Here is a 21,691-nt window from a genome sequence, read left to right on the forward strand (position 1 = left end):
GAGGATCGCAGCTCCCTACGCTCGGGCATGTGGGCCTGTCCTCGCCGACCAGGCCGTACGTAGGGAGCGTCCGTCGACGTTCGGCTTGCTCGACCCGGCAGGAGACCGATGATCACCATCCGCAAACTCGTTCCGTCCGACAGGGCCGCCTGGGAAGACCTGTTCCGCGGATACATCGACTTCTACGAGCGCGTGGAACCCGCCGAGATGTACGAGCAGGCGTGGCGCGAGTTCCTGGCGGACACGCGCATGCACGCCCTCGGCGCGACGCTGGACGGCCGGCTCGTCGGCATCGTGCACTTCCTCGCTCACGCCAGCACGTCGATTCCCAACGCCGACGTCTGCTACCTGCAGGACCTGTTCACCGCGCCGGAGGCCCGGGGCATGGGCGTGGGACGCGCCCTGATCGCGGCCGTGACCGACTGGGCCAAGACCCACGACTGCGCCCGGGTGTACTGGCACACCCACGAGTCGAACGCGACGGCGCGGCGCCTGTACGACCAGGTGGCCGAGAACCGTGGCTTCATCCAGTACCGGATCGACCTCCCACGCTAGGTGCGCGCGCTCAACGGGCGCCGACCGTCCGTACGTGAGCGCCACCGACCCGCAGGGCGGTGGCGGCGGGTGGTCATGACCGGCCGGTTGTTGTTACGGTCGGCGGTGACGCGGGGTGCCCGGGGCGTATCCGGGCTGAGATCACACCCGTCGAACCTGATCTAGTTCGGACTAGCGAAGGGACGTCACCGGTGACTCCTGGTGTTGCTCGAACGTCCTCGTCGCGCCGTCCGGTGACCGCTGAGAGGACCCGATGTTCTGCGACGACGTGTGGAAGCGCTCGGCCCGCCTGATCCGCGCGATCCACGAGCACCCGTTCAACACCGCCCTCAGCGCCGGCACGCTCGACCGTGAACGGTTCGCGTTCTACATCGTGCAGGACGCCCGCTACCTAGAGGCGTTCTCCCGGGCGCTCGCGGTCGCGTCCGCCCGGGCCACCGACACCGAGGACGCCGTCTTCTTCGCCGAGAGCGCGCACGCAGCGCTGGCGGCGGAGCGTACGCTGCACGCCGGCTACATCGAGGAGTTCGGACTGACCGCCGACGACCTGGCGGGCATCGACACCTCCCCCACTTGCCTCGGCTATTCGTCGTTCCTCCAGGCGACGGCCCTCGCCGACCCGTATCCGGTGCTCGCGGCGGCCGTGCTGCCGTGCTTCTGGGTGTATCAGGACGTCGGCAAGGCCCTGCTCGAGAACACGGCGGGCGTCGAGGACCACCCCTACCGCGCCTGGATCGCGACCTACTCCGACCCGGCCTTCGCCGAATCGACCGAACGCGCCAAGGACATCACCGACCGCCTGGCGGCGACGACCGACGCGGCCACACGAGAGAGCATGACCCGCGCCTTCTTCCGCGCTACCGAGTACGAGTGGATGTTCTGGGACAGCGCCTGGCGCCGCGAAACCTGGCCCACCTCACAGTGGCTCACCTGATTCGCGCTCCCCGTTCAGGAACCCATCGCGTTGATCTCGTCGTCCGTGAGGACGCCTGTGAACGCCTGAACGTCATCGATCCCACCTGGCCAGAAGTCGGTTGCGGCGCCTTTGGCCTTCGCCGCGCCGATGTCGAATCGGCCGCCCGCGTTCCAGGGCACTGCGATGGAGGTCTGCGCCGCACGATCGCCGTCCACGTACAGACGGATCTTTTTCGCCGCCGGGTCGTAGACGCCCACGAGGTGATGCCACTGCCCGTCGACCATGGCCGGATTCACGCTGTACGTGTCGGTGGACGTCGCGCCATCGGTGTCGGCCGCCGAGATTCCGAACGACCAGTAGCCGGTACCGTCGACCACCCGATAGCCGAGCCGGAAAGCGCTTCGGCGGGAACCGTTCTGCGCCAGCGCGGTCGCATCCCCACTGGGAGTCTTGGCGAGCCGAACCCACGCCGCGACCGTGAAACCGCTGTCCGTCCGAAGAACCGGGCCGGTCGTCACGGCGTGTTCCTTCTTCGCGTCGTCGAGGTCGAGCGCACCGCCGATCTTTCCGTCGGCGGTCCAGGCGTCGGCAGAGTTGAGCGTGGCATCGTGGGCGCGTCCGCTGGAGTCCGTGACGGTGGTTCCGGAACCACCGTCGCCGGGCCAGTACCCCTCCCGTACGACCGGCCGGTTCGCCAGATCCGCGATGCCACCGGTCGAGCCCTCGATGCCGTCGGGCTCGGTTCCGAACACGACACGGTCGTAGATTCGGACGTCGTCGAGATCGCCGTGGAAGGGGTTGCGGAAAGCGCTCTTCTCCAGGACCCTCCCGATCTGCAAGGCCCCCGTCGCGTCCCACGGCGAGGTGACCGACGCCCGGCCGGACTGCGGAGCGCCGTCGACGTAGAAAGTCAACTGTCGGCTCGGCGCGTCGTAAGCCCCTGCGAGGTGCGTCCACCTGTTCAGCCGGGCGGGCGCGTCCGCGACCACAGGCACCTCGACCGCGCCGTCGGCATCGGCCGAGTGCCGGCTGAACACCCAGGTCTTGTACGACGGCGAGTAATAGATCTGGAACCCACTGGCCCTACTGCCCGCCTGGCTCACCGCCGTCGAATAGTGGGTGGCATCGGCCAGTCGTGCCCATACGGATACGGTGAAGCTCTTGTCCGTGTGCACCGCGGACGACGCCGTGGCCGCGTGGTCACCGTTGCCGTTCAGACGGAGCGCCTGATCGACCCGGCCGGAGACTCCCGGCGTACCGCCGACCAACGTCGCGGTGTTGTGGCCCGCAGAATCGACCAGATCCGTGCCACGTGCCTCGTCGAGTTTCCACCGACTCACCGGGCCTGCGGGTGAAGCGAGGCGGAATTCGAAGATTCCGGGGTTGAGGCTACGGTTGTTCGCCTGGTCGTAGCTGAATACGTACAAGCGGTAGCTGATGTCCTGCGTGAAGGGCACGGTAAGGGTCACCTTCGCCGTGCCGTCGGCGTCGGCCGTCACGGACGGCGCGCCTCCGGCTCCGGCCTCCGTCTCGTCGTTCCACGCGTATTGGTACCTGGTCACGCCGGTGGCGCCGTTCGGGGCGAATGTGAACGTCGCCGTTCGCCCGATCGCGTCGTTGCTCTCTCCTGAGTCGAGATCCTTCAGGTCGGACGTGACACTGGGTGCCGACTCCGGCACGGACATGTGTACGCCGCTCGGCCTCGCGGTCACCGCCGCGTCGGCGGTGACGCCGTTCGCGACCGACAGCAGTGACATTGCCAGGACGACTCCGAGCACGCCCGTTGCCATCTTCATCACGCGCGAGACCCCCTGAAATGGAATGTAAATAAAACGCAAAGACCCGGACGGAACCTAACACCGGCAAGATCACACGAATAGCCGGCGCGATGTTACGTAAATCACACTCGGCTTCTCGCTATTCACTGGGACAACCGATGATCTGCCGTTATCCGCGCAGCCACTCCACAAGAAGGCCGTACGCGACCGAGTGTGGCCACATCGAGAGTTGCCGAAGCGGAACATAAAGCCCTCTTCCGACTACGAAGAGCAACGGCTTGGGAAACGAATCGCACAGCCGATTCGACCGAAGGACGCCCGCTCTACAACCCGTCCGGATGCCGGCGGAGGACGTCGGCGTCGAGTGCCCCCACATGACCGCTTTGCCCCGATAAGATTTGCGCAACGACGCTCTGGGTGGAGGTCGGGTTGGGGGTCGCCCTCGCGGCGATGGACGGGGAGGGTACGCGTGGCCGGGCAGAAGACGCCGGACGACGATCCGAACACAGAGACTCCGGCCGACGACGAGTGGTCTTCTCCTCCCCCGCCTCCGACCTGGGGGCCGGATCCGGCTCAGCCGCCACTGCCGCCCTGGGCCATGCCCGCCCCGCCGTCGTACGGCGCCGCGCCACCGGGCCTGCCCGGTTCGCCGCCGTACGAGCCGCCGCCGGAGAGCACTCCAGCACCACCGCCCTACGGCGCGCAGCAGGAGACCGAGGGGCCGACGCCGCGCGACGCGACGTGGCAGGAGCCGCCGGAAACCCAGGAATGGGCGCCGCAGCCGCAGGCCGACCCGTGGCGGATCCCGCCGCAGCCGGTCTGGGACCCTGCGGTGGACCCCTCCCCTACCGAGCCTCACCCCCCGTACGGCCCGGGTGAGCAGGAGCCGCCGCGCTTCCCCGCGTACGACGCGGGCGGAGGGGACCGGCCGGCCGCCCTGGACCTGCCGCCGTCCGCGACGGTGCCGCGGTCCACCCCGCGGCCGCCCGCCGTACCCGGACGCGACCCGTGGACCTCGGGTGAGAACACGACGGTCCGGTTCGACGAGCCGTGGCGCACGGAGACGCCTCGCCGGGCGGGGAGCCGGGTGCGTCTGCGACCGATCCTCATCGGCGTCGCGGGCGTCGTGGTGGCCGGTCTGGTCACCGGCGGGGTCTACGTTCTCACCGGTGACGGGAAGAGCTCGCCGAAGATGCCGGCCGCCCAGCTGGCGGCTCGGCTGTTCGCCCCCGATCCGCAGGCCAGGGCCGATGGGCGGGACCAGGAACTGCTCGGGGTCGCGTCGGCGGGCTCGGTCGTGGTCGCCATCGGCGGAGAGGCCGACACGGCGGACTATCGGGCGGAGTTCCTCGTCTCCACCGACGACGGGCGTACGTTCCGGCTCGGCGGCCTGAAGACGGCCGACGGAGCGGAGCCCGCGTACGGCGACGTCCCGCGGGTGGTCGCCGGTTCGGGCGGTGCCTGGGTCGCTCTCGGAAGCTCGCACACCGGGACGGCGGTATGGACCAGCCGGGACGGGAGCGCCTGGGTCCGGCAGCCCGACGTGGCGGGTGCGGCGTTCGGCCGCGATCGGATCGCCCGGGTCGCGAAGACGGCGAGTGGGTTCGTCGCCATCGGCGACACCTCGCAGAAGGGCGACTACAGCGACGCGGTGCCCGTCGTCTGGCTGTCTTCGGACGGCCGGAACTGGGAGCGGCTCGGCAACGACCAGCTCGGGATGTCCCTGTCCGGAGGGCCGCTGACCCTGGTCGACGTGGCCACAGTGGGCGACACCGCGCTCGTCTACGGCTGGACGACCGACGGCAAGGGCCAGGTCGTCAAGGACGCCGTGTGGCGGTCCGCCGACGGTGGCCGGTCCTGGACGCCGGTCGACGTGCCACACCCGAAGGGCACGGCCGGTCCGGGCGTCGCCATCACGGCCACCCCGTCCGGTTTCGTCGCCGGTCGTAACGCCAGTGGCAAGTCGGAGCGGTACGGCGTGATGATGACGTCCGCCGACGGCAAGCAGTGGCAGACCGCCGGCGAGATCCACCTGCCCGGCTACGGCGGTCTCCAGCGGCTGGCCGGATCCGACCGTGGCGTGGCCGCCCTCATCGGCGGCGACAAGAAGGTGCTGCTGGCGCGCAGTGCGGACGGACGATCCTGGCAGAACGCCGGTGAGGTGCCGGCGCTGGCGAGCGTCGCGATCCAAGGCATGGCCGTGACCGCCGGCGCGACGATCGTCGCCGGGCGCGAGAACGACGACGCCCAGGACGCCGACGCGGTGCTCGCGGTACGCGATCCCGTAGGGCAGGAGATCGCCGTCGATCCCACCCGGATCGCCGGAGCGGTCCAACCCGACCAGGCGTTGACGTCGGTCGCGACCGGGTCGCGGCTCAGCGTCGTCACGGGCAGCACGAACGGTGACGCCGCGGTCTGGACGTCGGCCGACGGCAGGCGATGGAGCCGCGCCCAGGGGCAGGCGTTCGCCCGGCCGGGCCGGCAGCGTCTCATCAGTGTCGTCTCCGGGAACGCGGGCTGGCTCGCCGTCGGATTCGACGCGGCCCGTCCGCTCGTCGTCGCCTCCGACGACGGCACGACCTGGCGGGCCGCCGATAGCGGAGGCGCGTTCGCGGTGAAGGACGTCGACCATGTGGCCACGTACGCGGCGACGGTCGGCCCGGCGGGTTACGTGGTCGTCGGCGAATCCGGTCTCTCCGCGGCGACGTGGCACTCGTCGGATCTGAAGGCATGGGATCGCGGCGGCGGCGCGGACCTTCAGGGCGGTCAGAACGCCAATCGCTGGATGCGCGGCGTGGTCGGCGGTTCGTTCGGGTACGTCGCGGTCGGCGGCCTCAGCGATCCGTCGGTCAAGGACGCCCCGTCGGGCAGGCCGGCCGCCTGGACCTCGACCGACGGCAAGAAGTGGACGCTCCACCGGATACCGCTTCCCTCCGGCTCGCTCGAGGGGTGGTTCGACAAGGTCGCCGCCGTCGGCAACGTGATCGTCGCCGCGGGATCCGCCGCGACCACCTCCGGCCGTGTCGCCTTCGCGTTCGTGTCGGCCGACGGCGGGTCATCGTGGCAGGAGGTCCGGCTGCCGGCCGCCGGCCCGGCGGGTCCCGACTCGAGCGACCGGAACTCCCTCGTCACCGCCGCGACCGCCACCCCCCGGGGGTTCGTCGTCACCGGCGCCGTCGGGCGGCTGGGGCGCTCCGACGTCGTGCTGTGGACGTCGCGGGACGGGCGCTCGTGGACCGCGGAGACACCGCAGGGAACCGGTCTGTCCGGGCGGGGCGACCAGTGGCTCACCGGAATGACTCCGCTGGGCGCCGACCTCCTCGCCGTCGGGGTGAGCGCGGATCACCGCGGTGAGGAGCCGACGCTGTGGCGGAGGCCGTTGCCATGAGGCTCCCGGACGAGGTCGCACGGTCGTGAGCGGCCGGCTCCAGGCCGCCCTGGCGGCCGTGACGAGCGCATGCCTGCTCGTCACGGCCACGGCGTGCGTGGAGGCGAAGTCCCGGGCCACGACGGATCCCCGGCGTTCCGTCACGATGGCGCCGCCCAAGCCGCCGCTCCGGGTGATGTCGCTCGGGGACTCCATCACCGATGGCCTGCAGACGCTCGGCGGCTACCGCAGCGACCTGTGGCAGTACATGACGGCCGACGGGATGTCCGTCGACTTCGTCGGGTCGCGGTCGAACGGTCCCGCGCAACTGGGCGACCGCGCCGAGGAGGGCCACCCCGGGTGGCGGATCCACCAACTCGCCGTGCACGTACGAGCCTGGCTGCGGACCTACCGCCCCGACGTCGTGCTGCTGCACATCGGCACGAACGACGTGATCCAGCGCAGTGCGCTGCCGCAGGCTCCGGCACGGCTCGCCGCGCTGGTCGACCTCATCACGGGGACACTGCCGAACGCACAGGTGTACGTAGCGACGATCGTCCCGCTGGCCGATCCGGCGGGTGACGATCTGGCCCGGCGGTACAACGCGGCGATTCCGGGGATCGTCGCCGCGCGGGTCGCGCACGGCCGGCACGTCCATCTTGTCGACATGCACGCGGCGCTCACGAAGACCGACCTGTCCGTCGACGGTGTTCATCCGAGCGACGGCGGCTACTCGAAGATGGCGGCGCGCTGGTACACGGCGCTGACCGGTACTCCGATGACGCGGTGGGAGGCGGAGACCCCGGCGTACGCGACGATCGTCAATGGAGAACGGCTGTCGACGTCGCGGGCGTCGGGCAACGGCAAGGCCGGCTATCTCGCCGCGCCGGGGAGCTATCTGGAGTTCGCCCTTCCGCTGCCGAGCGGTGGCCGGTACCGGATGTACGTACGCGCCGCCGACGGCATGAGCACCCCATGCGACCAGGCCCTCTCGGTCAACGGCCGGCCCCAGGGGCGGTTGGTCTACCGCCCGTACGGCTGGGACCAGTGGACCATCACCGCCGTCGACGTGTCGCTGAACGCCGGCCGCAACACGGTGCGGTTCAGCCGGCAGACGTGCAGCGCCGAGATCGACGCGATCGATCTGGCGCCCGTTCGATGACGCCGCTCAGGAGGACGTGAGCTCGGCGCCGTCCGCCGGAGGCCGCTCCGTCGGCGCCGGCTCGCCGTCGGGGTCGCGGCGCGTGCCGTCCGTTTCGGGAAGGCCGCCCCGCCGGATCTGCGCCAGCGCCGTCTTCAGCCGACGACGGAGCACGCGCTGCGCGGGCACTTCGACGAGGCGGTGGATCAGGTACGCAGACACGAGCGCGACGGCGATGAGCACGCCGAGCACGGCCCAGCGGCTCATGTGCGGGTAGAGCCGCGGCACGAGGGTCCGCGAGACCGTCTGGTGGACCAGGTACAGCGGGTAGGTCAGCATCCCCAGGAGCGTGAGACCGCGCCAGCGCAGCCACGCGAGCCGATGCGTGGCGACGAGCGCCATGATCACGAAGACCAGGGTGACGCCGGCCGGGATGACGTACTCCGAGACCCCGGGCACGATGAAGTCGGGGAAGTTGTACTTGACGTCGTAGTAGCAGCCGAGCGCCCAACTGGCCGCGATGAGCAGCCAGACGATGAGGTTTCCGCCGAACCGGTAGATGAGGAAGAACCCCATTCCGGCGACGAAGAACGGCGCGTACCGCCAGAGGAGCACGACCTTGAGGAATCCGAAGTCGGCCTCCATGGCGAACACGCTGAGCAGGAGCCAGCCGGTCATGAACGCGACGCACCGGCTGTAGGTGATGCCGCGCCAGACGAAGAGCGCGATGAGCGCGTAGAAGTGCAGTTCCACATAGAGGGTCCAGTAGACGACCTCCATGCGCTGTGACCCGATGCCTTCCTGCAGCATCGTCAGGTTGGGCAGGAACCGCCTGATCGGCCCGTCGGTACCCGGGCCGAAGGGAACGTAGGAGTGGAACGCGAGGTATGCGGCGAGCGAGAGCACGACGCTCACCCAGTAGGCCGGGAACAGCCGCACGACGCGGGACACGGCGAAATCACCGACGCGGCGGTCCCACGCGCTCATCAGGATGACGAACCCGCTGATCAGGAAGAACAGCTCGACTCCGAGGAAGCCGAACCGCGTCACCTGGCCGAGACCGGGGAAGATCGTGCGGGCGTTACCGCCGGGCCATTCCGGCGCGGGCACACCCGTGAAATGGTGCAGCATCACGGCGGCGGCGGCTACGAAACGCAGCAGGTCGAGCTCGCGGAGCCGCCCTGCCGGCCGTTTCCGCTCATGGCTCGCCGGGACCTCGGCGCCGTTCGCGGAGGACGTCGTTTCGTTCTTCGAGGAGCCGTTCGTCGATGGCATGGCGAGTCACCCGGTGGCTGCGGTGGCGAAGTAAGGGACGCAGAGTTTCCCGGCCTTGTCCGTGGCGATCTCCAGCACCGAGGTGCCCGTGGTCGCCGGGAGCAGCGCGGAGCTGTAGTTGGGGCAGTACTCGTTCTTCGCGTCGGGAACGGCGACCGGGGCCGTCACCGCACGCCAGGTGCCGGTGCCGCCCTTCGCGCCGACGAAGAGCGTGCGGCCGTTGCCGGGCGCTGCCTTTCCGCTCGCGTCGACCAGCATCTGCCCGACCAGGAGCAGCGACCCGTCCGGGCGGGCGGCGATCGTCGGGGCGTGCGCGAAGTGCCGGCCGCCGACCGCCGGGCGGGTGCCGAGGGCGGTCGCCTCGCCCCAGCTCCATCCGTTCGCCGACGTACGGAGCCGCACCTCGCACTTGTGGGAGCCGCAGAGCTCGTAGCTCATCGCGTAGTGGCCGTTCGGCAGGCGGCGTACGACGGGCATGCCGGGACGCTCGGCCTTGGCGGCGAGGGAGACGGTGTTCGTCGGGGCGCTCCACTTCCGGCCGTCGGAGGAGCGGGCGCGGACGATCTTCTGGCTGTGCCGGGAGTCGGTCTCGTCGGAGTAGAACGCGACGAGCCTGCCGTCCGAGGAGACGGTGAGCTCGGGCTCCCACAGGCCGCCCGTGTTCTTGGCCTTGGCGATCGTGGACAGGTACGACCAGGTCCGGCCGTGGTCGAGGCTGCGCCACAGCCGGATGGTCATGCGGCGGTCCGGCTTGACGTTCTTGCCGAAGGCGGCGGCCCACAGGAGGGTGCCGGCCGGGTTGGCGCCGACCTTCTTCGGCAGCTCGTACAGCGTGCCGCAACAGGTGCCCTTGCCGCCGGAGCCGGAGGGGTCGGCGACGGAGCCGATCTGGCGGAACGTCTTCCCCGCGTCGTCGCTCTCGTACACCGACCCGATTCCGGCGTTGCCGGAGAACGTGACGACGCTCGCGATGACGCGGCCGTTGGCGGATCCGCTGTGCGCGAGGCGGACGACGCGCGGGTACAGGCCGGTGCCGTTGCGCAGCGGCGTGACAGTGAGGGCGTTGCCCGCTCCGACGGCCCGCTGCTCACCGGAGCGGGTGGCGGCCACCGCCGCGCCCGCGCCGCCGAGGAGCAGCGCGCCGGCCACCGCGTACACCGGGATCCGTCGCCTCTTGTCCATGGGGGTCATTGCTCCGTTATCCGTACGATGACCTGCTCGTTGTCGCGCGTGTATCCCTCGAAGCGGAACCGCAGGCCGGTCTCCTCGACGTACTCGGTCCAGGCGCGGTACTCGTGCTCGCGCCAGCCGGGATAGCCGAAGAACTCGTCGAAGACGATGACGCTGCCAGGCCGCAGGCGGGGGCCGGCGTGGCGCAGGACGGTTCGTGTCGAGGAGTACAGGTCGGCGTCGACGTGGAGGAAGGCGACCGGTTCGGGGTGCTCGTCGAGGAAGCCGGGGAGCGTGTCCTCGAACAGCCCGACGACGAGTTCGGCCCCGAGCACCTCCGGCGGCTCGTCGACCGCGAAGGTGCCCGCCGGAAAGCCCTCCCGCCAGTCCTCGGGGAGTCCCTGGAAGGAGTCGAAGCCGAAGACGTTCTTGCCGTCACGGGCGGCGGTGATGGTCCGCAGCGTACGGCCGGAGAAGACGCCGAACTCCAGCGCCATGCCCTCCCGGCCCTCGGCGAGGGACAGGGCGTGCTCGAGCGTCGCCTGCGGGTCGGCGAAGGCCGGGGCGTCGGGCATGATCTCGTCGATCAGCTCGGCGGTCTCGGCGGCCGCGGCCTTCTCCTCCTTGAGCGTGGCGGCGGCGAGCTTCGCCTCCTCGCGGGCCCGCTGGCGACGGGCGGCGTCGAGCGGGCCGTCCGGCGGGGCGAGGAAGTCGACGGCGTCTGTGATGTCGCCCTCGAACGCCACCCGGCCCTCCCGCAGCACGACGCCCCGCCCGCTGACCTTCTCCAGAGTGCCCATGTCGTGGGAGACGATGACGAGCGTGCGTCCCTCGTCGTGGAGCTCCTCGATACGCTCCAGGCACTTCTTCTGGAAGGGTGGATCACCGACGGACAGGACCTCATCGACGAGGAAGATGTCCGGTTCGGTGTGCACGGCGACGGAGAAGCCGAGCCGCATGAACATGCCGGAGGAATAGAACTTCACCTGGGTGTCGAGAAACTTCTCGATCTCGGAGAACGCGACGATCGCGTCGTACTTCGCCTCGGTCTCCGCCTTGCTCATGCCGAGGATCGCGGCGTTGAGGAAGATGTTCTCCCTGCCGGTCAGGTCGGGGTGCAGACCGGCGCCGACCTCGATCAGACCGGCGACCCGGCCGCGTACGCCCACCGACCCGCCGTCGGGCTGCATCACGCCGGAGATGAGCTTGAGGAGCGTGCTCTTACCCGAGCCGTTGAGACCCATGAGGGCCAGCGACTCGCCCTGCTCGACGGTGAGGGACACCTCGTCGAGCGCCGTGAACCGCTCGGACAGGCTCTGGCGCCGCGCGGCCCGTACGGTCATCTCCTTGATCGAGTGCGCGTGGCGCAAGGTGAAGCGCTTGGTCACGCCGTCGACGACGATCGATTCCATCTCTAGAGCTCCTGGGCGAACCGCCGCTGCAGGCGGAAGAAGACCATCTGCGCCAGCCCCAGCAGCACGACGGCGGCCAGCAGGCTTCCCAGGCCCCGTACGGTCAGGTGGTCGGGGAAGGCGTGCCGGCCGTCGGGGAACGTCGGGGTGCCGTCGGGCAGGTGGGCCTGGCGGGGGTTGGCGGGCCACCAGAACGCTCGCTGGAACAGCAACGTGGCCGTTCCGAGCGGGTTGGCGAGGTAGATCTGCAGGCCGAGGCCGGTCCCGGTCGACTCCTGCACCGTCGTCCACGGGTAGATCATCGGGACGGTCCACGGGATGACGATGTTGAGGATGTCGACGACCTGGCCGAAGTCGCGGAAGAACACGTTGATCCCGGCGAACAATAGGCCGAACGCCAGGCCGAGCACGGCGACGATCGCGAAGCCGAGCGCCATCGACCCGAACCCGAGCGCGGACGGCGTCCAGCCGCCGAGCAGCGCGCCGCCCCACAGGATGGCAAGGCCGGGCAGCATGTGCACCATCGACACGAGCGCCGACGAGGCGGGGAACATCTCGCGCGGCAGATAGATCTTCTGGACGAGCGGTGCGTTCCCGATGACGGACCAGGTGCTGGTGATCAGCGTCTCGGTGAAGAAGCTGATCACCACCATCCCGGAGAACAGGAACACCGGGTAACCGGGGATCGCCTTGCTCATCTTCAGGAAGATGCCGACGACGAAGAAGTAGACCGCGAAGTTGACGGCGGGGCGGACGTACGACCAGCCCAGCCCGAGCAGGGATCCCTGGTAGCGGCTCCGCAACTCCCGGCGGACCAGGAGACGGAGCAGGTAGCGCCGCCGGGCGACCTCGAGCAAACCGCCACCGCGGCCCGGGGCGGTCAGCGGGGGTGCCGTCATCGCTCCCCCGGCCGTTCCGCCGCCTCGAACGTCTCGCGCCAGCGCTCGGGCGAGGCGAGCTCGGGAATGGCCGCGCGGTAGCGGCGGCTCAGCTCCGGCCACTCGTACGCGAGACGTGCGTGCAGCGCCGTGGCGCGCTGAAGCAACGCGCGGAACCGCGCCGGATCCCGCTGGTACCAGGCGGCCTTGGTGCCGTCGGCCGAGGTCACGAGTGCGCTGTCGAATCGCGACAGCAGCCACCAGGTCTGGTCGACGTGCGGCACGGTGACCTCGGGATGCCGCTGCGGGAAGGAGTCGACCGGCCGGACGTGCCTGAGCACGCCGCTGAGGGCGGTCTTGACCATCGCCTTCCGCCCCTCCGGAGCGACCGGCTCGCGCCCGCGCTTGGGCGGCCTGCGCCGCTTGACCGTCGGGAACTCGTCGATGTCGGGCTTGGCCAGCGCGTCGGGGAACTCGGCGCGCAGGGCCCGCAGCTCGGCCAGCTTCGTCGTCATCGACTCGTGCAGGTGCTCCGGGCCGAGCAGCACGTCCTCGATGGCGCGGAGCATCAGCTCGACGGTGGAGTACTGCATCGCCAGGGCGTGCTTGGTCGTGATGAACAGGCTCTCCTTGAGCATGTTGCCGCCGCGCTTGTAGGGCGAGTACATGAGCGCGGTGATGACGCGGTTCCGCTCGGTGAAGTAGGCCTGCCAGTCGAGCGTGTCGTCCTTGGAATGCCACGGCACGTGCCAGACCGCCGCCCCCGGGAGCGACACCGTGGGGAACCCCGCCTTCTGGGCGCGGATGCCGTATTCGATGTCGTCCCACTTGATGAAGAACGGCAGCGACAGGCCGACCTTGCGGACCACGTCGACCGGGATGAGGCACATCCACCAGGCGTTGTAGTCGACGTCGACTCTCCGGTGCAGCCAGGGAGTGCGGCGTAGCGGGTGCTCGGCCAGGTCGTGTCCCAGGAAGGTGTGCGCGGCGGGGGTCATCCACCAGCGGTAGCGGGCGATCGTCTCACCGAAGACGTGCAGCACCGACCGGTGGAAGATGTCCAGCATGTGGCCGCCGACGATCGTCGGGGTGCGGGCGAGGTCGGCGAAGGTCGCGGCGCGCAGGATGCCCTCCGGCTCGACGGTCACGTCGTCGTCGAGGAGCAGCACGTAGTCACTGCGCCCGGCGTCGAGGGTCTCGCTCATCGCCCGGGAGAACCCGCCGGAGCCGCCGATGTTGCCCTGGTCGATGAGGCGGAGCCGGGCGCCCAGCGACTTCGCGGCGGCCGGGAAGTCCGGGTGGTCCTCGACCCGGTCGGTGCCCTGGTCGACGACGAAGATCTCGTCCACGACCTCGAGCACGTCGCTCGCCTCGCCCATCGCGGCGAGTTGCTCGACGCAGAACTTCGGCCGGTTGAACGTGGTGATGCCGATGCTGACGCTGCCCTGCGGCCGGTCGACGTCGGCGCACCAGTCCGCGCCGTCCAGCACGGCGTCGCGGTCGCCGCCGACGACGTCGAACCAGTACCACCCGCCGTCGATGAAGGGCTCCAGCGGCAGGTCGATCTCGCGGACGACGGTGGTGCGGGTGTCCACGTCGAGTTGGGTGACGCGCTGGGTGAGGCCCTTGCCGGTGGAGCGGTGGACGCTGACGATGGCGTCGCCGCGCAGCCGCAGCCGCAGTGTGATGCGGTCGACCATGCTCCAGCGTCGCCAGTAGCTCGCCGGAAAGGCGTTGAAATAGGTGCAGAAGGACACGCGCCGCCCGGCGGGCACGACCATGCCTCGCCGCCCGGTGATCCTGGCCTCGGTCCCGGTCCGTGTGGTGGACCGCCGCGTGGCGGGGCCGTCCGCCTCGGTCCTGCCCCGGCCCCACACGACCGGCGCGTCGACGTACAGCCCGACCACGTCCGGATCGCGTTGGACGGGCAGCACGACGCGCTGCAGCACCCTCATTCCGTGCCTCCGGTGAAGTGCGGCCGAAGCCGGTTGTCGTACATGGTCAGCGCGGAGGCGATGGCCATGTGCATGTCCAGGTACTTGTACGTGCCGAGGCGGCCGCCGAACAGCACGCCCTTCTCCGCGCGGGCCAGTTCGCGGTACCGGTTCAGCCGCGCGCGGTCGGCGGGCGTGTCGATCGGGTAGTACGGCTCGTCGCCGGGTCCGGCGAAGCGAGAGTACTCACGCATGATCACGGTTTTGTCACCCGGGTAGTCCCGTTCGGGGTGGAAATGCCGGAATTCGTGGACGCGCGTGTACGGGACGTCCTCGTCGGCGTAGTTCATCACCGGGGTGCCCTGGAAGTCGCCGGTCGGCAGTACCTCCAGCTCGAAGTCCAGCGTGCGCCAGCCGAGTTCGCCCTCGCGGTGGCCGAAGTAGCGGTCGAGGGGGCCGGTGTAGACGACCGGGACGTTGCCGGCGGCGTCGAGGTCGAAGAAGTCCGTGCCGAGCCGGACCTCGATCCTCGGATGGTCGGCCATGCGCTCCAGCCAGGCCGTGTAGCCGTCCGCTGGCAGGCCCTCGTACCGGTCGGCGAAGTAGCGGTTGTCGAAGGTGTAACGCACCGGGAGCCGGGTGATGATCTCCGCGGGCAGCTCCCGTGGGTCGGTCTGCCACTGCTTGGCGGTGTAGCCCCGGATGAACGCCTCGTACAGCGGCCGCCCGATGAGGGAGATCGCCTTCTCTTCGAGGTTCGCCGGGTCGGTGATCTCGGCGGCCTGCCCGGCGATCAGGGCGCGGGCCTCGTCGGGGGACATGGCGCGGCCGAAGTACTCGCAGATCGTGGCCAGGTTGATCGGCATCGGGTAGACGCGGCCCTTGAAGATCGTGAAGACCCGGTGCCGGTAGTCGGTGAAGGCGGTGAACCGGTTGACGTACTCCCAGACGCGCTCGTTGGACGTGTGGAAGAGGTGCGCGCCGTACCGGTGGACCTCGATGCCGGTGGCCGGCTCGATCTTGCTGTAGGCGTTCCCGCCGACGTGGTCACGGCGCTCGACGATCAGCACCCGCAGGCCGAGGTCACGGGCGCAGCGCTCGGCGACGGTCAGCCCGAACAGCCCGGCGCCCGCGACGACCAGGTCAGCGTTCACTCGTCTCCTCCACGGGCGACGTCGGCCTCGCCACCGGCGACGTCGGCTCCTCCACGGGCGGCCGCCGTTCGCCGCGCGGGGCGACGAAGCGCCGGTACAGGGGGCGGCGGATCCAGGACGGCGTCAGCCGGTACCCGCCGCGGACGCTCACGTTGCGCAGGTACTGCGCGGGGGTGGTGAAGCCGCTGCGCAGCAACTCGCGCTGCAGGCGCAGTTCCGCGCGCAGCAGCACCAAGCCGCCGCGGCGTTCGTACGCGCCCTCGCCGACGCGGTAGTACACGAGCGGCTCGGGAAGGTTGACGACCGTGGCCCCGCTGGCGATCATGCGGGCGAACAGCCAGTAGTCCTCCATGAGCGGCATGTCGCCGTAGCCGCCCGCGGCCAGGACGGCGGTGCGCCGGTAGACGATCGTCGGGTGGTTGAACGGGTCGTGGAGCCGCGCGTACCGGGCGATGTGGTCCTGGTCGGAGACCGGCGTCCGGCTTCCCACGATGTCGTCGCGGCCCGTCCCGAACTCCAGCATTCCCGCGCCGACCAGGTCGGCCCCCCGTTCGATCACCGGTAGCTGGACCGCGAACCGGTGCGGCATCGCGATGTCGTCGGCGTCCATGCGAGCGACGACGTCGTACCGGCTGGCCGCCAGCCCGGCGTCGAGGGCCAGGCCCAGGCCGCCGTTGTGCTCCAGCGGCAGGAACGTCACGGGTACCGGGCTCTCCTTCGTGAGTTCGGCCAGGCAGTCCGCGAGGTCGGCCGAGACCGGCCCGTCCTGGACGAGGATCACCTGGTCGGGGCGGCGTGTCTGGGCGTCGACCGCGCTGCGGAACGCCTCTCGCACGTGGTCCGCCCGGTCCCCGCCGTAGACGGTGAGGAGGAGCGCGAAGGGTTCGGCCATGCGTCCGTCCTGTTCGCCACCCCCGTGGCTTCGCCCCAGCGCCCCCCGGTACGGAGGGGATGAGGCCAGCGGGGCGGAATGCATCTTATGCTGCCTTTGCGAACTTCATCCGCGCGTCTTACTCCTACTAACCCGGCGATAACGTGAGGTGTCAGGTGAAAGACGCCCAAATCGCCGCCGTGGTTGTCACGTACGACCGGCGGGATCTGCTGACCGAGGCGCTGACCGCCCTCGCGGGGCAGACCAGGCCGCCGGACACGGTCGTGGTCGTCGACAACGCCTCCACCGACGGCACCTCGCAGCTGGTACGCGAGCGCTTCCCCGCCGTCCGACTGCTGGAGCTTCCCCGCAACACCGGCGGAGCGGGCGGGTTCGCCGCGGGCATCGCCCGCGCCCTGGACCTCGGCCCGGACGCGCTCTGGCTGCTGGACGACGACACGGTGCCCGAGCCCGGCGCGCTGGCCGCCCTGCTGGCGGCTCGCGACCGGGGGCGGGACGGCGCCGGGCGGCCGCCCGCGCTCGTCGCGAGCCGCGTCGTGTGGACCGACGGCCGCGACCATCCGATGAACACCCCCCGGTCCAGGCCGTCGGCCGTCCCCGGGTGCGCCCGGATCCGGTCCGCGTCGTTCGTGTCGGTGCTGGTCGACGCCGACGCCGTACGGGAGCGGGGCCTGCCCATCGCCGACTACTTCCTGTGGAACGACGACTTCGAGTTCACGCTGCGGCTGCTGCGCGGGCGCACCGGCCTGCTGTGCGGGGACAGCGTCGCCGTGCACAAAACGGCCTCCCCCGGCTTCGACCCGGGCCGGCGGTTCTTCTACGAGGTCCGCAACAAGGTGTGGCTGTTCACCCGCAGCCGCTGCCTCGGCCCCGGCGAACGCCTGCTCTACGCCGGGGCGACGGCGCGCCGCTGGGCCCGTACGCTCGCGGGCTCGGCCGACCGGGCGGACCTGGCCCGCGCGCTGGGCCGGGGACTGTGGGCGGGCGTCCGCTCCGGTCCCCGGCCCAACGACGCCGTGCTCACCGACCGGGCTTCTGAGCCGTTTTGACCTCGCTGCTCACCTACCGGGCTTCTGAGCCGTGTTGACCGCGCCGCTCACTGACAGAGCTTCTGAGCCGTGTTGATCGTGCTGCTCACTTGCAGGGATTCTGGGCCGCGTTGATCTCGCCGTTGACCTTGGGGATGTCCGGGTTCTTCACCTGGACGCCCTCCGGGCCGACGGCCAGGGAGACGGTGCCCGGCGCGACGGTGTTGTCGGCGGCGATGACGACGCCCGGGACGGCGACCGCGAGCGCGTCGGCGAAGCGTTCCGCCCCGGGCCCGTACAGGATCCTGGTCTGCGGCTGCGCCGGGCCCTTCGCCGCCGTCACCTGGAAGCCCTGGGCCTTCAGGTCCTTCACGGCGCTCTTCGGCGCGTTGACCGCGCTGACCTTGACGTCCTGCGGCTTCGGCGCCGCCGGCATGGACGGCTCCGGCTTGGGTGCGGGCAGGCCGTCGTCCTTGCGGATCGCGTCGAACAGCGGACCGGCCTGGGCCATGTCCCACTGCACGCGGTTGGGATCCTTCGGGTAGGTCTGCGTCGGGACGGTGACGAACCGCACGGTGCCCGCGCTGATGCCCTTGAGGCTCGTGGCGAGCTTCTTCATCGCGGACACGCTGAACTCGTCGTCCGTGGAAATCGACTTGGTGGCGGCGTTCAGGAACTTGTACGCCCGGGTCGGGTCGGTCAGCATGTCCTGGCTCGTGGCCTTCTTCACCACCGAGGCCATGAACTTCTGCTGCCGCTGGATCCGCTCGAGGTCGGAGCCGTCGCCGAGGCCGTAGCGCGTACGGACGTACCCCAGCGCGTCGTTGCCCTTGACGACCTGGCGGCCCGCCTTCAGGGAGAGGTTCGCGCGTGGGTCGTTGACCGCCTGCGGCACGCAGATCTCCACCCCGCCGAGCGCATCGACGACCCGCTTGAACCCGGCGAAGTCGATCTTCACGTAGTGGTCGATGTGGATGTCGGTGTCCGCCTCGATCATCTTCCAGGTGCAGGTCGCCCCGGCGTAGGCGAAGGCGGCGTTGAGCATGCCGAAGAACGCGGGGACCGTCCCGCCGCGCTTCTTCTTGCAGTCGGGGACGTGGACCATCGAGTCGCGGGGGAAGCTGACCGCCACCGCGCGGTCCCGGTTCGGCGACAGGTGCAGCAGGATCGTCGTGTCCGAGCGCTCCCCGCTGATGTCGGGCGACCAGTACTCGTGGTTCTCCCCGTCCCGGGAGTCCGAGCCGAGCAGCAGGATGTTCATCGACTTGTTCAGCTTCGGCGGGCGGTTGGTGCCCAGTTGCCGCTGGTCGACGTGCTCCTTGTGGATGTTGCCCTGCAGCTTCTCGTACAGCCCGAAGGCCGTGCCGCCGGCCAGGACGAGCGCCACCGCGACGCCGGCGGCGACCCAGCGCACGACGCGCCGCCCGCGGCGGCGCCCGGCCCCGGGCGCGGGCCCGCCCTCACCACCGGAGTCGCCGGGCCCGTCCGGGCGGCCGGTCGCGTCGGACTCGCCGGCTCCGTCGGGAGCGTTCGCCCCGTCCGAGCCGCCGGTCTCTCCGGCCTTCTCCGTGCTCGTCGCCTCGTCGCCCGGCTCTTCCTTCTGGCCCGCGGTCTGCGTGTCGTCCGCCGGGTCTTCGGCGTCCGGCGCCTTCGGGGACGCGTTCTCCGGCGTCACGTCGTCAGCGTCGTTGTCGGCCATTCCACCTCATCGATCGGTCGCGCGGGCGTGCCGCGCGGGTCTCTGCCCCTTAGACGCACGCCGAAGTGCATCGGATGACAATCACGGCATTTGACGCGCAAAGTAAAGAACCAACCCACGTTAGCGCTCTACCTGGACGTTTACCGCGAATCGCCACAGGCGTAGACTTTGATCACAAGGCGCCGCAGGGGGACGGTGTCTTGCCGCGCCCCGGCGCCAAGCGAGGACATCCGCTTGGGGGGGATCAGTCGTGGCGGATACCAATCGAGGCGTCGTCTACGTCGAACCCGGCAGGGTATCGGTCGAGGACCTGCCTTATCCGACGCTCGTCCTGGAAGAACAGAACAACCGCAGGCTCCAGCACGGAGCCATCCTCAAGGTGCTGGCCACCAACATCTGCGGCTCCGACCAGCACATGGTGCGCGGACGCACCACCGCTCCCGCCGGTCTCACCCTCGGCCACGAGATCACCGGCGAAGTGATCGAGACCGGCGAGGACGTCGAGTTCGTCAAGGTGGGCGACATCGTCAGTGTCCCGTTCAACATCGCCTGCGGCCGCTGCCGCAACTGCAAGGAGGGTCATACCGGCGTCTGCGAGAACGTCAACCCCGCCCGGGCCGGCGCGGCGTACGGCTACGTCGACATGGGCGGCTGGCACGGCGGACAGGCGAGGTACGTCGTCGTCCCGTACGCCGACTGGAACCTGCTGAAGATCCCGGCGGACCGGGACACCGTGATGGCCAAGCTGCTCGACCTGGCCATGCTGTCGGACATCTTCCCCACCGGCTACCACGGCGCGTACACCGCGGGCGTCACCACCGGATCGACGGTGTACGTCGCGGGCGCCGGCCCCGTAGGGCTGGCCTGCGCCACGGCGTGCCACCTCCTGGGCGCCGCCGTCGTGATCGTCGGTGACATGAACAAGGACCGGCTCGCGCAGGCGAGCAGCTTCGGCTGCGAGATCGTCGACCTGTCGGCTCACGGCAACCTCGCCGAGGAGATCGAGCACGTCCTCGGCCGGCCCGAGGTCGACGCCGCGGTCGACTGCGTGGGCTTCGAGGCGCGGGGCCACGGACCGGAGGGCTCGACCAGCGAGCAGCCCGCCACGGTCCTGAACTCCCTGATGGACGCCACCCGTGCCGCCGGCCGGATCGGCATCCCGGGCCTGTACGTCACCGGCGACCCGGGGGCCGCCGACACGAAGGCCAAGGAGGGCACGCTCGGCATCCGCATCGGTCTCGGCTGGGCCAAGTCGCACGTCTTCACGACCGGGCAGTGCCCGGTCATGCGCTACAACCGGCAGCTGATGATGGCGATCCTGCACGACCGCGTCCAGATCGCGCGCAACGTCAACGCCCTCGTCATCCCGCTGGACCAGGCGCCGCACGGCTACGAGGAGTTCGACAGGGGCGCCGCCCACAAGTACGTCCTCGACCCGCACGGCGAGCTGGCGGGCGCGCGGTTCTAAAGGCGACGCGCGCTAGGCGCGCTCGCGCGCGGGTGAGGCCAGCGCGGCGCCGGAACGTTCTTCCACGGCCTCGTGCCGGGGGAACAGCACCAGCGCCGCGCCGGCCAGGACGAACGCGCCGATCCGCAGTGCGAGCAGCAGCCGGTCGGACGGCCACGGCTCCTTGTAGAGCACCGTGCCCAGGATCACCAACTGGGTCTTGGCGGTCACGGTGAGCACGGACACGACGATCGACATGCGGCAGCGCTGCAGGCCGATCTGCAGCTGGGCCAGGCCGAGCGCCGCCATCCCGACCGCGACGTACGGGTACGGCGTGCCGTAGGCCGCCGTCGCGAGCCCGTGCGCGTTGTAGATGGCGGCGACGCCCTTGAGCGCGAGCTCGGAGACGCCGAGGCTGACGCCGCACCCGATGCCGTACGCGACGCCGGCCAGGGGCCGGGCGTGCCGGCCGAACGTCCGGATGTCACCGCCGACCAGCACCGCCACGCCCACCAGGATGCCCGGGATCACCACGGCGAACAGGGTCACCGGTCCCGCGACCGCGCTGGTCATCACCTCGCGGCGGCCGTTGGACGCGCCGACCAGCGCGGTCGCCAGACCGAACAGGCCGACGCACGCCCACTCCCGGCCGGCGAGCCGCTCGCCGAAGAAGACGCCTGCGTAGAAGAGCACGAAGATGAGACTGGCGGCGAAGATCGGCTGGGCGAGGCTCAGCGGGAGCATCGTCAGCGCCTTGACCTGGGTGGTCACGCCGGCCAGCACGATCACCAGGCCGGACAGCCACAGCCAGTTGGTGTAGGTGTACCGGATCAGGCTGAACGGGCGGGTGCCGCGAAGCTCGGGCATGCGGTTCGCGGCGACCCGGAAGACGATGAAGCCCAGGTAGTAGATGAGGGTCGCCATCAGCGCCAGGATCGCACCTCTGATGTCGGATCCGCCCATGCACCGAGCCTCTCGTCCCGTCGTCCCGCTACGTGATCATCGCTCCAAGTGCCACGAGGGTCGCGGATAGCGATCATCGAGT

16 protein-coding genes and 1 riboswitch are annotated in these 21,691 nt (G+C 70.2%); of the genes, 6 read left to right on the forward strand and 10 right to left on the reverse strand.

Going from position 1 to position 21,691, the window contains the following annotated elements; genetic code table 11:
• Positions 1-108: 108 nt before the first annotated feature.
• A complete protein-coding gene (locus ACYVF7_RS36655; protein WP_460349748.1) occupies positions 109-555 on the forward strand; it encodes a GNAT family N-acetyltransferase in 447 nt (148 codons plus the stop codon).
• A 101-nt stretch (positions 556-656) separates the two neighbouring features.
• Positions 657-755: riboswitch (TPP riboswitch) on the forward strand.
• A 53-nt stretch (positions 756-808) separates the two neighbouring features.
• The gene (gene tenA / locus ACYVF7_RS36660) at positions 809-1,489 is read left to right on the forward strand and encodes a thiaminase II (RefSeq protein ID WP_460349750.1); all 681 of its coding nucleotides are present in this window, start codon (positions 809-811) and stop codon (positions 1,487-1,489) included.
• Between the two features lie 14 nt (positions 1,490-1,503).
• On the opposite strand, the gene ACYVF7_RS36665 is transcribed toward tenA, so the two are convergent.
• Positions 1,504-3,267 (reverse strand): LamG domain-containing protein, encoded by a 1,764-nt coding sequence (locus ACYVF7_RS36665; protein ID WP_460358329.1) that lies wholly within the window; start codon positions 3,265-3,267, stop codon positions 1,504-1,506.
• A gap of 451 nt (positions 3,268-3,718) precedes the next feature.
• Between ACYVF7_RS36665 and ACYVF7_RS36670 the strand changes: the two genes are divergently transcribed.
• Both ACYVF7_RS36670 and ACYVF7_RS36675 read left to right on the forward strand, forming a co-directional pair.
• Positions 3,719-6,637 carry a hypothetical protein gene (locus ACYVF7_RS36670; RefSeq protein ID WP_460349752.1) on the forward strand — a complete coding sequence of 973 codons (2,919 nt, stop codon included), beginning with the start codon at positions 3,719-3,721 and terminating at the stop codon, positions 6,635-6,637.
• 25 nt (positions 6,638-6,662) lie between these two features.
• Positions 6,663-7,778: a GDSL-type esterase/lipase family protein gene (locus ACYVF7_RS36675; protein WP_460349754.1), complete on the forward strand. Its 1,116-nt coding sequence runs from the start codon at positions 6,663-6,665 to the stop codon at positions 7,776-7,778.
• Between the two features lie 6 nt (positions 7,779-7,784).
• On the opposite strand, the gene ACYVF7_RS36680 is transcribed toward ACYVF7_RS36675, so the two are convergent.
• From ACYVF7_RS36680 to ACYVF7_RS36710, 7 genes are read right to left on the reverse strand one after another with little or no spacing between them, the layout of a single operon-like run.
• Complete coding sequence (locus ACYVF7_RS36680) at positions 7,785-9,032, reverse strand: acyltransferase family protein (RefSeq protein ID WP_460349756.1); 1,248 nt, start codon at positions 9,030-9,032, stop codon at positions 7,785-7,787.
• A gap of 6 nt (positions 9,033-9,038) precedes the next feature.
• Positions 9,039-10,214 (reverse strand): sialidase family protein, encoded by a 1,176-nt coding sequence (locus ACYVF7_RS36685; RefSeq protein WP_460349758.1) that lies wholly within the window; start codon positions 10,212-10,214, stop codon positions 9,039-9,041.
• 5 nt (positions 10,215-10,219) lie between these two features.
• The gene (locus ACYVF7_RS36690) at positions 10,220-11,614 is read right to left on the reverse strand and encodes an ATP-binding cassette domain-containing protein (protein ID WP_460349760.1); all 1,395 of its coding nucleotides are present in this window, start codon (positions 11,612-11,614) and stop codon (positions 10,220-10,222) included.
• 2 nt (positions 11,615-11,616) lie between these two features.
• The gene (locus ACYVF7_RS36695; RefSeq protein WP_460349762.1) at positions 11,617-12,513 is read right to left on the reverse strand and encodes an ABC transporter permease; all 897 of its coding nucleotides are present in this window, start codon (positions 12,511-12,513) and stop codon (positions 11,617-11,619) included.
• A complete protein-coding gene (locus ACYVF7_RS36700; RefSeq protein WP_460349764.1) occupies positions 12,510-14,447 on the reverse strand; it encodes a glycosyltransferase in 1,938 nt (645 codons plus the stop codon). Before ACYVF7_RS36700 ends, ACYVF7_RS36695 begins: the two co-directional genes overlap by 4 nt.
• The gene (gene glf, locus ACYVF7_RS36705) at positions 14,444-15,580 is read right to left on the reverse strand and encodes a UDP-galactopyranose mutase (RefSeq protein ID WP_460349766.1); all 1,137 of its coding nucleotides are present in this window, start codon (positions 15,578-15,580) and stop codon (positions 14,444-14,446) included. The genes ACYVF7_RS36700 and glf overlap by 4 nt, the downstream gene beginning before the upstream one ends.
• Complete coding sequence (locus tag ACYVF7_RS36710) at positions 15,570-16,472, reverse strand: glycosyltransferase (RefSeq protein ID WP_460349768.1); 903 nt, start codon at positions 16,470-16,472, stop codon at positions 15,570-15,572. Before ACYVF7_RS36710 ends, glf begins: the two co-directional genes overlap by 11 nt.
• A gap of 155 nt (positions 16,473-16,627) precedes the next feature.
• Between ACYVF7_RS36710 and ACYVF7_RS36715 the strand changes: the two genes are divergently transcribed.
• A complete protein-coding gene (locus tag ACYVF7_RS36715) occupies positions 16,628-17,521 on the forward strand; it encodes a glycosyltransferase (RefSeq protein ID WP_460349770.1) in 894 nt (297 codons plus the stop codon).
• Positions 17,522-17,606: 85 nt separating this feature from the next.
• Here ACYVF7_RS36715 and ACYVF7_RS36720 read toward each other — a convergent pair whose 3' ends face one another.
• Positions 17,607-19,199: an LCP family protein gene (locus ACYVF7_RS36720; RefSeq protein WP_460349772.1), complete on the reverse strand. Its 1,593-nt coding sequence runs from the start codon at positions 19,197-19,199 to the stop codon at positions 17,607-17,609.
• A gap of 250 nt (positions 19,200-19,449) precedes the next feature.
• Between ACYVF7_RS36720 and fdhA the strand changes: the two genes are divergently transcribed.
• Entirely contained in the window at positions 19,450-20,667 is a 1,218-nt protein-coding gene (gene fdhA, locus ACYVF7_RS36725; RefSeq protein WP_460349774.1) for a formaldehyde dehydrogenase, glutathione-independent, read from the forward strand.
• A gap of 12 nt (positions 20,668-20,679) precedes the next feature.
• Here fdhA and ACYVF7_RS36730 read toward each other — a convergent pair whose 3' ends face one another.
• Positions 20,680-21,609, reverse strand: coding sequence for a hypothetical protein (locus ACYVF7_RS36730; RefSeq protein WP_460349776.1), 930 nt, complete (start codon positions 21,607-21,609; stop codon positions 20,680-20,682).
• Positions 21,610-21,691: the final 82 nt, after the last annotated feature.

The sequence above is a fragment of the Actinoallomurus acanthiterrae genome (assembly GCF_054775715.1).